Origin of the sequence: Pseudomonas sp. G34 (assembly GCF_031119625.1) — a bacterium.
GTDB lineage: Bacteria > Pseudomonadota > Gammaproteobacteria > Pseudomonadales > Pseudomonadaceae > Aquipseudomonas.
The window spans coordinates 130,964-144,572 of sequence record NZ_JAVHZV010000029.1; the positions used below are offsets into that span (position 1 = coordinate 130,964).

The window sequence follows — 13,609 nt, forward strand, 5'->3', positions numbered from 1 at the left end:
CGAGGCTAAAGGTGGGAGCGCGCCATGCGCGCGAAAACTCGCGGGCATGGCCCGCTCCCACAGATTTGGAACCCGCTATCAGCTTCTCACCGGCTCCTCATCGGCTATCGCGATGCTCAACCCAGGCTACGCCGACAGGCTCGATGGCATATGGCCATATGAGTGTGGAGGGCATGCCGTGAGGCGCGATGCTGAAATGTGGGAGCGCGCCATGCGCGCGAAAAAACGCGGGCATTGCCCGCTCCCACAGGAGAGTCTGATATTTGCTATCGCTAAGATCCGCAGGTTGCAACCGATATCGGCCCCGCCTGCGAAGCCAACGTCCGCCCACACGAAAAAGCCCCGTCATCCAGCGGATGACGGGGCTTGCAGTGGTGCCGGCTCAGCCGATCAGACGATGATGCCCTGGCTGCGCAGGTAATCGTCGTAGGTGCCGCTGAAGTCGGTCACGCCGTTGTCCGACAGTTCGATGATGCGCGTGGCCAGGGAGCCGACGAACTCGCGGTCGTGGCTGACGAAAACCAGCGTGCCCGGGTAGTTCTCCAGCGCCAGGTTGAGCGCCTCGATGGATTCCATGTCCAGGTGGTTGGTCGGTTCGTCCATCACCAGCACGTTGGGCTTTTGCAGGATCAGCTTGCCGAACAGCATGCGGCCTTGCTCACCACCGGAGATCACCTTGACCGATTTGAGGATCTCGTCGTTGGAGAACAGCATGCGCCCCAGCGTGCCGCGAATCACTTGCTCGCCGGTGGTCCACTGGCCCATCCAGTCGAACAGGCTGACGTCGTCCTCGAAGTCGTGGGCGTGATCCTGGGCGTAGTAGCCGACCTCGGCACTCTCGGTCCATTTCACCGCGCCGGCATCCGGCTTCAACTCACCGACCAGGGTGCGCAGCAGGGTGGTCTTGCCGATACCGTTGGGGCCGATGATCGCCACGCGCTCGCCCGCTTCGACGGTGAAGCTGAAGTTCTTGAACAGCACCTTGTCATCGAACGCCTTGCTGAGGTTCTCGATGGTCACCGCCTGGCGATGCAGTTTCTTGGTTTGCTCGAAGCGAATGAATGGGCTGACGCGGCTCGACGGCTTGACCTCGGCCAGCTGGATCTTGTCGATCTGCTTGGCGCGGCTGGTGGCCTGCTTGGCTTTCGAGGCGTTGGCCGAAAAGCGGCTGACGAAGCTTTGCAGCTCGGAGATCTGCGCCTTCTTCTTGGCGTTGTCGGCCAGCAGTTGCTCACGCGACTGGGTGGCGGCTGTCATGTACTCGTCGTAGTTGCCCGGGAACAGACGCAGCTCGCCGTAATCCAGGTCCGCCATGTGGGTGCAGACCGAGTTCAGGAAGTGCCGGTCGTGGGAAATGATGATCATGGTGCTGTTACGCGCCGTGAGGATGGTTTCCAGCCAGCGGATGGTGTTGATGTCCAGGTGGTTGGTCGGTTCGTCGAGCAGCAACACGTCCGGATCGGCGAACAGCGCCTGGGCCAGCAGTACGCGCAGCTTCCAGCCGGGAGCGACCTCGCTCATTGGGCCGAAGTGTTGTTCCAACGGAATGCCCAGGCCGAGCAGCAGCTCGCCGGCGCGGGATTCGGCGGTGTAGCCGTCCATCTCGGCGAACTCACCTTCGAGCTCACCGACCTTCATGCCGTCTTCTTCGCTCATTTCCGGCAGCGAGTAGATGCGGTCGCGCTCGGCCTTGACCTTCCACAGCTCCTCATGGCCCATGATCACCGTGTCGATCACGTTGAATTGCTCGTAGGCGAACTGATCCTGGCGCAGCTTGCCCAGGCGCACGTTCGGCTCGAGCATCACCTGGCCACCGGAAGGCTCGAGATCACCACCGAGAATCTTCATGAAGGTCGACTTGCCGCAGCCGTTGGCACCGATCAGGCCGTAGCGGTTGCCGTTGTTGAACTTGACGGAAACGTTCTCGAACAGCGGCTTGGCGCCAAACTGCATGGTTATGTTAGCGGTGGAGATCAAAGGTGTTACCTATCAATGAGTTATGAGCGCTTTTGGCGGGCCGGAAGCGATTCCGAGCTGATCCAGCTCACCCTGATTGGGGGCGAGTCGAGTCGTTGCGCAAAGGTTTGCAGCAGCATCCGGGCGGATGTCCGAGCTGCTGGTATATAGAGGCGGGGTTACAAGCCTGATATCGCGGCTATTGTCGCATAGCTGCGCCGGCAGTTGAATGGCGGCCTGTGATCCTTGTTCGCCACAGCGCCCGGTTGCTCAGTGGCAGCCCGCTGCACCGGGCGCGCCTTAGCAAAGCGCCGTTCGGCCGGAAACGCGAAAATTTTCCTGAATCCCCGCCATAGAGCCTCTGTCACTAATGACAGACAGGGTATTTCCCATGCATGTCGATGAGGTGACAGTAGTGAGGTGCTTTATCTGTGGCGACGACGCTTGGTTGATTTCCAAAACCGGTACCTATGCGGCGTGCGACTGTCGCACCTGTGGTTTGTATCGGGTCGAGGGCGGCTGGATCCAGGGCATTGCAACGCCGGTTCCGGCCGAGGAGTTTCGTGCCTTCCTGCAATTGCAACGCGAGGAAAGCCCGGACGATACACCGGTGATCAGTAGCGAGTCGGCCAAGTCGCTGTTGGCGTTGAGTCAGCTGCATACCTTCCACGCGATCTGACGCCTCTGGCGTCCTTTCAGGGCTTGGGGTGGGCGGGCCTCAATCGCCAGTCGATTGCCTGGCCGCTACGGAACTTGTGCCGCGCCAGGCGTCTACAGTGCTGGGATTGCCCACTATTGAAAGGAACATCGAAATGACCCGTTCACGTCTGCTCACCAGCGCCATGGTTTCGCTTGCGATGGCCTTGGCGCCGTGCCTCGCCTCGGCCGATCCGGGTAACGGCAAGGGGCACGGGCAGGGCAATGGTAAAGGTCAGGCCCAGCAGCATCAGGGGCAGGGGAACCAGGGTGGCGGGCCGAGTGACGGCCGATATGCTGGCCCCAGCATTGATCGCGGCGGCATTCTGAGCATTCTGCAGGGCAATCGATCCTACTGGTCGCCAGGCCCCGCGCTGCCGCCGGGCATACAAAAGAACCTGGCGCGCGGCAAGCCGCTTCCGCCCGGTATCGCCAAGAAACTCGATGGCCGCCTGCTCGGCCAACTGCCTCGCTATGACGGCTATGAATGGATGCAGGCTGGCGTCGATCTGATCCTGGTAGCTGTAGCCACCGGCGTCATCTACGCCGTGCTCAACGGCGCGCTGGACTGACCAGCAGCGACGCTGACGCCTAGCGGCTCGGCCTATTCAGCTGGGCCATTTACGTTCTTGAGGCGTTGTCAGCCGAGCGTGCTCCGGTCAGGCTTTTGAGCGAACGATACGCCCGGCCTTGATCTCGCCGGCATATTTGCTGAGCCGATCCTCATCGTTGGTCAGCACGCCGACCATGCGCAGAATCGCCCAGGCATCCGCCTCGTTTTCCGTTCCGCGGAGCCGCTCGGCAATTTTCAACAGGTCGACTGAAACCCATCGCAGGTCTTCGGCGACGGTTTTCAGGTCTTGTTTGAGTATCTGGGTTTGGCGCTGGCCCATAGGTCCTCTGACGTTTGAAAGGGTGATTGCGGATTTTCACCCGCCCAGCCGCTCTGGCTGCAGGTGTTGAGTCGACCCATTATCGCGCTTTCCATTCCCCATCGAAATCGACTTTCCCGCACGCCTTGTCAAGCCAAGGGCAATGAAACCGATCCCAGTCGCCAGAATGATTGCGTTTGACCGCCATACCTCACTACGACGCGCAATATCAAATGGCTATACTAGCCGGGTTGCTAGCGCTCAGGGGCTCCAGGGATGGTGCTTCGCTGCCTGCCATCTGCGTTTCCCATTGCACTCTTACCTGCGCGAATTCCATGGTCACCACCGTCATCCTCGGCATGCTCTGCGTGTACCTGCTGTGCTTTTGCGTGATGTTCATGCTGATCAGCACCCGGCTCGCCGACAAGAAAATGGGCATGGACGTGTTCGCGCTCGGCAATCTGCTGCTCGGCCTTGCCTATATCCTTCAGCTGTTCGGCGGTGCGCCTGGCTGGAGTGCGATAAGCGTCATCAACCACACCCTGACGCTCTGCGCGCCTGTCACCTATGTACTCGGCGCCATGCGCTTCTTCGAGCGACCGACAGCCTTACTGCGGCCTCTGCTCACCCTGGCTGCCACCTACACGCTCGCCCAGGCGCTGGTGCAGCTGTGGCTCGGCAACGAGGCACGCCACGCCTTGCTGGCTGGCGCCTGTGCGCTGCTGTTTCTGCTCATGACGCTGGTGGCGCTGTACGGCAGCCGAACCTTCGCCAAGGATCTGCGCGTCGAGATGCTGGTGATTGCGCTGCTGATCGGCGGTATCGGCGCGCTGAACGCCGCCAAGTTCGCGATGATTCTCGGCGGGGGCATGGCCTCGCTGGACATGAACGGTGGCTTTCAGAAAGTCTTCTATCTGTACATGTCGTTCCTGGCGACCGTACTGCCGCCCTGCGCGGTGTGGCTGGTGCTGCGCCGCCTTACCGATAAGCTGCGCAGCCTGGCGGCCCATGATCCACTCACAGGGTTGCTGAATCGGCGCGGGCTGATGGATGCCCTGAGTGCCCATTTTCGCTCGCGTAGCGCAGAGCCTGCTTTTCTGTTGATCGTCGACATCGATCACTTCAAACCTATCAACGACACCTATGGTCACCAGGCCGGCGATCGGGTGCTGTGTCACGTGGCCGATGTCATCACCGCCACCGCGCGCCAGGGTGATCTGATCTGCCGCCTGGGCGGGGAGGAGTTCGTGGTGGTCGCCCTTCGCTCGGACAGCACTGGTGTGCTGCAGCTGGCAGAGCGGATGCGCGCGGCAATCGAAAAACTCGAAGTGCCTGATTTGAGCCGAGGTCAGGCCATTCGCTGCACGGCGACCATCGGCGTTTCGGAGCAGTTCGCCAGCGTGCAGGCGTTCGATGAGTGCCTGCAACAGGCGGATGCGGCGCTGTATAGAGGGAAGAAGGCGGGGCGCAATCGGGTTGAGTGGGTTCTTGTGCAGGGGGCTTGACTTAACAGTGGCTGAGCGTGGCGCGGAACGTGGGTTTCGCCGATGGCTGGATCGCCGAGGCCAAATGGATGCAGCAACTGCTGCGCGACGTCGGCCTGCCGGGGCGCGGCGACGCCTTGCCCAAACAGCTGTCCGGTGGCCAGGCGCAGCGCCTGGCCACCGCCCGGGCGCTGTACGGCAAACCCCAGGTGCTGCTGCTCGACGAGCCGTTCAGTGCTAATCCCACGCGCTGTAAGCGCCAGTTAGCGATCTTTCTGGGCAATGCGTACGTGCAACTACAAGGCAGAAGTGGCCGGCCGTGCTGCGATTCAAACCTGCTCATATTGGTGGGCTGAAGCCCACCCTACGAGGCTGGCACGATCTGTAGGGTGGGCTTTAGCCCACCATTGCAAATGGTCGCTTCCGCCACGTTGCAGTCAACATAGACAAGGCCCGGCATGAAGATCATAAGCAGGCGCTAAGCGCCCGCGTTGCAGGCGGGCGCCGGTGTGTCACACCACGCCGGTGGCCTTGGGGGTATCGGCGCGGCTGCCCCATTCGGTCCAGGAACCGTCATACAGGGCGCCTTCCGGTAAGCCAGCGACTTCCATGCCCAGCAGCAGTACCGCCGCAGTGACGCCGCTGCCGCAGCTGGTGATCACCGGCTTCTTGCCATCGACACCGGCTGCGCTGAACAAGGTACGCAGGGTCTCCACTGGTTGCAGGGTGTGGTCGCTGCGCAGCAGGCGGCTGTAGGGCAGGTTCTGGCTGCCCGGGATATGCCCGGAGGCGACACCCGCGCGTGCCTCGGCGGTGCTGCCATCGAAGCGGTTGGCGGCCCGGGCGTCGAGAATAAGCGTGTCGTCACGCTCGATGGCCTCCAGCACATCGCCCAGGCCACGTACCTTGCGGCTGTGTACATTGACCTGGAAATTGCGTTCGCTGGCAGCAGCCGGCTCACCCGCTTCGGTGGTGCGTTGCTCGGCCAGCCACTTGGGCAGGCCGCCGTCGAGTACCGCCACCTTCTGGTGACCGAAATAGCGAAACAGCCACCAGGCGCGGGCGGCGGAGAACAGTCCCTTCTGGTCATACACCACCACCCGGGTATCGTTGCCCACGCCTTCGGCACCGGCCAGCCGCGCAAAGCGGCCCTGGGACGGCAGGGTGTGGGGCAGTGGCGTGTCGGGGTCGGAAAAGGCCTCGATATCGAAGAAGCGGGCACCGGGAATATGTGCCTTGAGGTATTCCTCGCGGCCATTTTTCCCTTCATTGGGCAGGTAGGTGCTGGCGTCGAACAGCACCAGGTCTGCGGCATTGCCTTCACGGGCCAGCCAGTCGGTTGTTACCAGAGGTCCAAAGGTCATGCTTGATCTCCTTTCGCAGCGTTGGCGTTCATCCTGCCAGCTTGAGGAGCGCGGCGCAGCCCCTGGCGACCGGCTGTAACAAACCGCTTTCGCCGATGCATGGAACGCCCTCAGTCGCGGAAGAACACCTGCACCAGGTGATAGCCGAACTGGCTCTTGATCGGGCCGTGCACTTCACGCAGCGGCTTCTTGAAGATCACCTGGTCGATCACCCGCACCATCTGGCCGGGGCGTACCTCGCCGAGGTCACCGCCTTTCTTGCCCGATGGGCAGGTGGAGTGCTTGCGCGCCAGTACGTCGAAGGCTTCGCCGCCGGCGATGCGCTTCTTCAGGGCAGCGGCTTCCGCTTCCGTCTTGACCAGAATGTGGCGGGCCATTGCCTTTGCCATGACAGGTTCCTCATTTATCGGGCGCGTATTGTGCCAGTATTTGCGGCGCCAGCTAAATGGCGCCATTTATGTGGCCTGCGCGGGCCTTTGTCTCCAGTGAATCTTGGCTAACGTATTAGCTTCAATCGACGGGAACGCTGCTCATGGATCTCCACGCAATGCTGAAAATCCTCTCCAGCCAGGACGGCTCGGATCTGTACCTGTCGACCGGCGCACCGCCTTGCGCCAAGTTCAATGGCGTACTCAAGGCGCTGAGCAGCGAGCCGCTCAAGGCCGGGGCCGTGGCGGAAATCGCCGATGGGGTGATGGATAGCGCTCAGCGCGAAGAGTTCGAGCGCGAGCTGGAGATGAACCTGGCGATCTCCATCAATGGCGTTGGGCGCTTTCGGATCAATATCTTCAAGCAGCGCAACGAGGTGTCCATCGTCGCGCGCAACATCAAGCTGGACATTCCGCGCTTCGAGGATCTGAAGCTGCCCGAGGTGCTGCTCAAAACGGTGATGGAAAAGCGCGGCCTGGTGCTGTTCGTCGGCGGTACCGGCTCGGGCAAGTCGACCTCGCTGGCCGCCCTGATCGACTACCGCAATCGCAACAGCGGCGGGCACATCATCACCATCGAGGATCCGGTGGAGTACGTGCACCGGCACAAGAAATCGATCATCAACCAGCGCGAGGTCGGGGTGGACACGCGCAGCTTCCACGCGGCGCTGAAGAATACCCTGCGCCAAGCGCCGGATGTGATCCTGATCGGCGAGATCCGCGACCGGGAAACCATGGAGCATGCGCTGGCGTTCGCCGATACCGGGCACCTGGCGATTTCCACCCTGCACGCCAACAACGCCAACCAGGCGCTGGACCGCATCATCAACTTCTTCCCCGAAGACCGCCGCCCGCAATTGCTCAACGACCTGGGCAACAACCTCAAGGCGTTCGTGTCCCAGCGTCTGGTCAAGACCACCGATGGCAAGCGCCGTGCTGCGGTCGAGGTGCTGCTCGGCACGCCGACCATCCGCGACCTGATCAAGCGCAACGAGTTTGCCGAGATCAAGGAGATCATGGAAAAGTCCAAGAACCTCGGCATGCAGACCTTCGACCAGGCGCTGATCGACCTGGTCAACGAGGGCGCCATCGACGAAGAAGAGGCAGTCAAGAACGCCGACTCGGCCAATAACGTGCGCCTCAAGCTCAAGCTTTACCGTGAAAATCCAGCTGTTCCGGCGCCCGCTGCCCAGCCAGCGGCTGCGCTGGCCGAAGTCCGCGCGGCCAAGCCAGCCGAGCCGGCGGAGTGGGGCATGGAGCTGAAACTGGAAGACATCGAGGAGGAGGCGCCGCCCGAGGACCCGGGCCGCCGTGGTATCTGACTGACACGGGCACTGTATGGGCGAATTTGTGCGGCGCTGTGCGTGGTGCGCATGCCTAGATGACCGTAGATTCCATGACCGATCAGACTTCTGGAGCAGGGCATGCGCGTAGCCGTACTGACATTCGATGGTTTCAACGAGCTCGACTCGTTTATCGCCAGTGCCTTGTTCAACCGCCTGCGCGAGCGGGGCTGGCAGGCGCAGATCACCTGCCCGAGCGAGCAGGTGACCTCCATGAACGGCGTGCGGGTCGAGGCCCAGCAGCCGCTCGAGTTCGCCCGCGAAGCGGATGTGGTGCTTTTCGGCAGCGGCATCAAGACCCGCGAGATCGCCCAGGACGCAAGCATCCTTGAGCGTCTGCAGCTCGACCCGGGCAGGCAGTTGATCGGCGCGCAGTGCTCGGGAACGCTGCTCATGGCCAAGCTGGGTTTGCTGCAGGCGCTGCCGGCCTGTACCGATCTGACCACCAAGCCCTGGGTGGTAGAGGCGGGTGTCGAGGTGCTCAACCAACCCTTCTATGCCCGTGGCAACCTGGCTACGGCGGGCGGCTGTCTGGCGGCGCCGTACCTGGCCGCCTGGGCCATCACTCGGCTGGCGGGTGAACAGGTGAGTGCCGAGGTGCTGCACTACGTGGCGCCGGTCGGAGAGAAGGAGGCATTCGTCGAGCGGGCCCTGCAGGTGATCCGCCCCTGTCTGCCAGACAGCACCGTTTAGGGCTGTTCGCGTTGCTCGTGGGCTTCGATGATCGCCAATAGATCATCGATCGTACTTTGCAGATAACCACCCGCTCGGTAGTCAGCCTGGGCTGCTGCGCCGCCGTCGACGACCGCCTGCGGTTGCTCGACGAAACGGCCGATCAGCTCGAACTGATCGTTCAGTACCAGCACCAGTGGAATCGAGATGCGCTCCAGCTCCAGCTGCGCTTTCAATCCATGCTCGGCGCGGGCCTTGGAGACGATCGCCAGGTTCACCTTGGGTTGCAGGCGCTGCAGATGCGCCATCGCCGCCAGGTTGAGCTGGCAGTCCGGGCACCACATCTCGCCGGCGGCCAGCAGATGATAGCGGCCCTGCACGGCTGCCAGGCGCTGCTGAGTCTTGGCGCTCAGGGCCTCGCTGCGGCCGAGCTGTGCCTGGGCGGCTCGTACCGCCTCGAGTTCGGCGGGCAGGCCGCGGCTGGCGAAGGCGGCGAATGGCTCGCCGATGGCGAACAAGTCCTGGTAACCGGTCATTGGCGTGCTCCTGGTGCGGTGGCGCAGTGCAGCAGAAAAACCTGAGTGCGGCAACTGCCCTAACGGTTTGGCACATAGCGCTCGATGATGCGCTGCAGGCTGCCGTCGCGGCGCATGCCTTCGAGGGCGTCGTGGACCGACTCGACCAGCGTGGGGTCGCACTGCAGCGAGCAGGCGATGTACATGTCCAGCGGTGCGAGCAGGGCACTCATGGCCAGCTCAGGGCCGCTGTCCCACTGGTGACGACCTTCCAGATCGGTGGTGAACCAGGCATCCACCCGGCCGCGCCTGACCAACTGGATCGGTTGATCGCCGAGTTTCAGGGCATACAGCTGGTCGCTGGTAAAGCCGGCATGCCTGAGGATCTCTTCCTGCGCGGTGCCCAGGCCGACGGCCACCAGGCGATAGCGCTGGCGCGCTTGCTCCAGGCTGGAAACCGGATCGTCGAGGGTGAAGAAGGCGCGGGACAGCGGCTGGATATTGGCGACCCAGGTGAAGTGCGCTTCGCGCTCCGGAGTACGTGACAGGGGCACGATCATCACGTCGCGCGCTTCCTGGGTGCGCTTCTGGGCACGCGCCCAGGGCGCGTTTTCAACCACGGCGCGATAGCCTGCCCGTTGCAGCGCCATGATGGCGATGTCACCGGTAATGCCATTGCCGTGGTCGCCGTGCAGCGCCAGGGGCGCGGCATCCGGCATGTACAGCTGGATAGGGCGGGGTTCGGCAGCCAGGTGGTAGGGCAGCAGCAGTGACAGCAGGCAGGCAATAAGGCGCAACGCGGACATTCCTTGACGATATGTCGCGAGTATAGGAGGTGCCGAGCGGTGTATCTGTGAACCACTGACAGGATCGTCAGGAGGCGATGCATAGAGTGGGCGATCACCCGGCTGCGTGCCGGGTGATCGCAGCGGTCAGCTCTGCAGGGCGGGCAGGTCGCGGAACAGCTCCAGCGCCTGGGGGTTGGCCAGGGCATCGGTGTTCTTTACCGGTTGGCCGTGCACCACGTTGCGTACTGCCAGCTCGACGATCTTGCCGCTGATGGTGCGCGGAATATCAGCCACGGCGACGATCCGCGCCGGCACATGGCGCGGCGTGGTGTTGGCGCGGATCACCTGGCGGATCTGTTTCTCCAGCGCCTCGTCCAGTTGCACGCCGTCACGCAGGCGCACGAACAGCACCACGCGCACGTCGCCGTCCCACTCCTGGCCGATGGCGATGGATTCGAGCACCTGCTCGACCTTCTCCACCTGGCGGTAGATCTCGGCAGTGCCGATGCGCACGCCGCCCGGGTTGAGCACGGCGTCCGAGCGGCCGTGGATGATCAGGCCGCCATGGGGCGTTTGTTCCGCGTAGTCGCCATGGGCCCAGACGCCCGGGAACGTCTCGAAGTAGGCGCTGCGGAATTTCTCGCCGTCGGCATCGTTCCAGAAGCCCACCGGCATCGAGGTAAAGTGCCTGGCGCAGACCAGTTCACCTTTCTCGCCGATCACCGCTTTGCCGGCGTCATTCCATACCTGCACGTCCATGCCCAGGCCCTTGCACTGGATCTCGCCGCGATACACCGGCGCCACCGGGTTGCCAAGGGCGAAGCACGAGACGATATCGGTACCGCCGGAGATGGACGACAGGCAGACATCGGCCTTGATGTCGCGATACACGTAATCGAAGCTTTCGTGGGCCAGGGGCGAGCCGGTGGAGAGAATCGCCTTGAGGCGGCTCAGTTCGTGCGTCTCGCGCGGCTTGGCGCCGGCCTTTTCCAGGGCCGCGATGAACTTGGCGCTGGTGCCGAACACGCTGATGTCCTCGGCGTCGATCAGGTCGATCAGCCGCGTGGGCTCGGGGTGGAACGGCGAGCCGTCGTAGAGCACCAGGGTGGCGCCCAGGGCCAGGCCGGAGACCAGCCAGTTCCACATCATCCAGCCGCAGGTGGTGTAGTAGAACAGCGTGTCGTCGGCGCCCACGTCGCTGTGCAGGCCCAGCTCCTTGACGTGCTGCAGCAGCGTGCCGCCAGCGCCATGCACGATGCACTTGGGCACGCCGGTGGTGCCGCTGGAGTAGAGAATGTACAGCGGCTGCTCGAACGGCACGGCGGTGAACTGCGGCTCACCCTCCGGCTGATAGAAATCGGCCCAGCATTCGACCTTTGCCTGGGTGTGGAAGTCGCCGGCCTTGCAGCCGGTGTTGGCGTAAGGCACCACCACCAACTGCTGCAAGGTCGGCAGGTGGGTGAGGATTTCATTGAGCTTGCTGGTCAGGTCGAGGTTCTTGCCGGCGTAGCGGTAACCGGCGCAGGCGATCAGCACCTTGGGCTCGATCTGCCCGAAACGGTCGATCACGCCCTGGGTGCCGAAATCCGGCGAGCAGCTCGACCAGGTGGCACCCAGACTCGCCGTAGCGAGCATGCCAACCAGGGTTTGCCAGGTGTTGGGCATAAAGGCCGCGACCCGGTCGCCGATCCCCACGCCGGCGGCCTGCAGGCTGCGCTGCAAGCCGGCGACATGGGCGGCCAGTTGTGCGTAGGTGAGCTGCTCGCGGCTGCCGTCTTCGCCGATGGCAACGATGGCCGGATGCTCGTCACGACGGCGCAGCAGGTGTTCGGCGAAGTTCAGGGTAGCGCCGGGGAACCAGTGGGCGCTGGGCATCGCCGTGCCTTCTTCGAGTACCGCCCGCGGCGCCTGCGCGAAGCGGATGTCGAAGACGTCGACTATGGCCTGCCAGAACGCCTGGCGCTCACTTACGCTCCAGGTGTGCAGGGCCGGGTAGTCGGCCAGTTCCAGGCCGTGGCGCTGATTGATGAAACGGCGCAAGCCATCCATGCGGGTGGCGGCGATGCGGGAGGCGGAGGGTGTCCAGAGTGGCGTGTTCATCGGTACATCCAGTCAGGCGAGAAAATAGAAGCAGCCGGCGATAACCACGCCGGAGTAGATCAGGGCGATCAGGCAGTAGCCCATGATGTCGCGGGCGCCCAGGCCGACGATGCCGAGCAGGGGCAGTGCCCAGAATGGTTGGATCATGTTGGTCCAGGCGTCGCCCCAGGCGATGGCCATGGCGGTGACCGCCGGCTCGACGCCCAGCGCCTGCCCGGCGGGCAGCATGATCGGGCCCTGTACGGCCCACTGGCCGCCACCCGAGGGCACGAAAACGTTGACCACGCCGGCGCTGAGAAATGCCAGCAGCGGGAAGCTGCGCTGTGAGGAGCCGTCGATGAACAGCTGGCTGATCTGCCCGGCCAGCGACACGCCATCGGCGCTGGCGCCGGTCATCATGCCCATGATGCCGGCATAGAAAGGGAACAGCAGCACGATGCCGCCGATGCCGCGCACGCTGATGTCCACGGCGCGCATGTAGCGCTCCGGGCTGCCGTGCAGCAGCAGGCCGAGAAACAGGAACAGGCCGATCACCGTGTTGAGGTCCAGGGCCAGGCCCTTGTCCATGAAGTGGCCGACGTAGAACAGCGCGGCCATGGCCACCAGGGCCAGGCCCAGCAGGCGGCTGTCGTCCAGGCGCTGGGCCGGGGTGTCGCGCTCGGGCTTATCGGCCTCGGGCTCACGCAGCAGTTCAGGGTCGGCCACCTTGGTGTGTGCAGGCGCCGGGTGCATGGCGCGGTTGAGCAGCGGCAGGCCGATTACCAGAAAGGCGATGATGGTCAGGTTGAGCGGCGTGAACAGGGTCAGCGCCACGCCGATCGGTGCATCGATCACGCCGCCACTGACCTTGGCCACATCGGCGCCACCGCCGGCCAGCGCCAGGGGAATGGAACCGGACAGGCCGCCGTGCCAGACCAGGAAGCCGGAGTAGGCCGAGGCCACCAGCAGCGGATAGTCCACGCCCTTGACCTGACGGGCCAGGGCGCGCGCCATCACCGCACCGATCACCAGGCCGAAGCCCCAGTTGATCCAGCAACCGACCAGGGCGATCAGGCTGACCGTCACGATGGCCTGGGCAGGCGTGCGTGGAATGGCCGCCAGGCGATCCAGCAGGCGCCGCACCGGTGGTGCACTGGCCAGCGCGTGGCCGGTGACGAACACCAGGGCCATCTGCATGGCGAAGGCCAGCAACGCCCAGAAGCCGACGTTCCAGTGGCGCACCATGGCCGGCAGGCTCTGCTCGGTGCTGAACATGGCCAGCGCCAGGACGAACAGGGTGAGCAGGGCAGAAAACACGAACGACGACGGCAGGTAGCGCTGAACCAGCTGCACGCTCAGGTGGGTGATTCGGTTGAACATCGGGTGACCTCTTATTGTTGTTTTTGTTGTTC

At 63.5% G+C, this 13,609-nt stretch carries 13 protein-coding genes and 1 pseudogene; 6 read left to right on the forward strand and 8 right to left on the reverse strand.

The features are described from left to right. Positions 1-390 precede the first annotated feature (390 nt). Entirely contained in the window at positions 391-1,977 is a 1,587-nt protein-coding gene (locus QYS36_RS18725) for an ABC-F family ATPase (RefSeq protein ID WP_308840895.1), read from the reverse strand. A gap of 370 nt (positions 1,978-2,347) precedes the next feature. On the opposite strand from QYS36_RS18725, the gene QYS36_RS18730 reads away from it, so the two are divergent. Both QYS36_RS18730 and QYS36_RS18735 read left to right on the forward strand, forming a co-directional pair. Next, a complete protein-coding gene (locus QYS36_RS18730; RefSeq protein ID WP_308840896.1) occupies positions 2,348-2,635 on the forward strand; it encodes a hypothetical protein in 288 nt (95 codons plus the stop codon). A gap of 133 nt (positions 2,636-2,768) precedes the next feature. Next, complete coding sequence (locus tag QYS36_RS18735; RefSeq protein WP_308841388.1) at positions 2,769-3,224, forward strand: anti-virulence regulator CigR family protein; 456 nt, start codon at positions 2,769-2,771, stop codon at positions 3,222-3,224. An 87-nt stretch (positions 3,225-3,311) separates the two neighbouring features. Here the strand turns inward: QYS36_RS18735 and QYS36_RS18740 are convergent, their stop codons facing one another. Beyond that, complete coding sequence (locus QYS36_RS18740; RefSeq protein ID WP_308840897.1) at positions 3,312-3,545, reverse strand: hypothetical protein; 234 nt, start codon at positions 3,543-3,545, stop codon at positions 3,312-3,314. Between the two features lie 314 nt (positions 3,546-3,859). Between QYS36_RS18740 and QYS36_RS18745 the strand changes: the two genes are divergently transcribed. After that, a complete protein-coding gene (locus QYS36_RS18745) occupies positions 3,860-5,029 on the forward strand; it encodes a GGDEF domain-containing protein (protein WP_308840898.1) in 1,170 nt (389 codons plus the stop codon). A gap of 8 nt (positions 5,030-5,037) precedes the next feature. Continuing rightward, positions 5,038-5,247, forward strand: a pseudogene (locus QYS36_RS18750) (ATP-binding cassette domain-containing protein); the annotation flags it as partial. 273 nt (positions 5,248-5,520) lie between these two features. Here the strand turns inward: QYS36_RS18750 and sseA are convergent. Together sseA and QYS36_RS18760 are read right to left on the reverse strand one after the other, a co-directional pair. Next, positions 5,521-6,372 carry a 3-mercaptopyruvate sulfurtransferase gene (sseA, locus tag QYS36_RS18755; protein ID WP_308840899.1) on the reverse strand — a complete coding sequence of 284 codons (852 nt, stop codon included), beginning with the start codon at positions 6,370-6,372 and terminating at the stop codon, positions 5,521-5,523. 110 nt (positions 6,373-6,482) lie between these two features. Next, positions 6,483-6,761: a peptidylprolyl isomerase gene (locus tag QYS36_RS18760; protein WP_013791549.1), complete on the reverse strand. Its 279-nt coding sequence runs from the start codon at positions 6,759-6,761 to the stop codon at positions 6,483-6,485. Positions 6,762-6,904: 143 nt separating this feature from the next. Here QYS36_RS18760 and QYS36_RS18765 point away from each other — a divergent pair, with 143 nt between their 5' ends. Both QYS36_RS18765 and QYS36_RS18770 read left to right on the forward strand, forming a co-directional pair. After that, the gene (locus tag QYS36_RS18765) at positions 6,905-8,122 is read left to right on the forward strand and encodes a PilT/PilU family type 4a pilus ATPase (RefSeq protein WP_308840900.1); all 1,218 of its coding nucleotides are present in this window, start codon (positions 6,905-6,907) and stop codon (positions 8,120-8,122) included. Between the two features lie 102 nt (positions 8,123-8,224). After that, positions 8,225-8,836 carry a DJ-1/PfpI family protein gene (locus QYS36_RS18770; protein ID WP_308840901.1) on the forward strand — a complete coding sequence of 204 codons (612 nt, stop codon included), beginning with the start codon at positions 8,225-8,227 and terminating at the stop codon, positions 8,834-8,836. Here QYS36_RS18770 and QYS36_RS18775 read toward each other — a convergent pair. The 4 genes from QYS36_RS18775 to QYS36_RS18790 form a co-directional block, all read right to left on the reverse strand. Continuing rightward, a complete protein-coding gene (locus QYS36_RS18775) occupies positions 8,833-9,351 on the reverse strand; it encodes a thioredoxin family protein (protein WP_308840902.1) in 519 nt (172 codons plus the stop codon). The genes QYS36_RS18770 and QYS36_RS18775 overlap by 4 nt on opposite strands. 59 nt (positions 9,352-9,410) lie before the next feature. Continuing rightward, a complete protein-coding gene (locus QYS36_RS18780; RefSeq protein ID WP_308840903.1) occupies positions 9,411-10,127 on the reverse strand; it encodes a transporter substrate-binding domain-containing protein in 717 nt (238 codons plus the stop codon). A gap of 135 nt (positions 10,128-10,262) precedes the next feature. Beyond that, a complete protein-coding gene (locus QYS36_RS18785) occupies positions 10,263-12,218 on the reverse strand; it encodes an acetoacetate--CoA ligase (protein ID WP_308840904.1) in 1,956 nt (651 codons plus the stop codon). Positions 12,219-12,230: 12 nt separating this feature from the next. Next, positions 12,231-13,577, reverse strand: coding sequence for a TIGR00366 family protein (locus QYS36_RS18790; RefSeq protein ID WP_308840905.1), 1,347 nt, complete (start codon positions 13,575-13,577; stop codon positions 12,231-12,233). Positions 13,578-13,609: the final 32 nt, after the last annotated feature.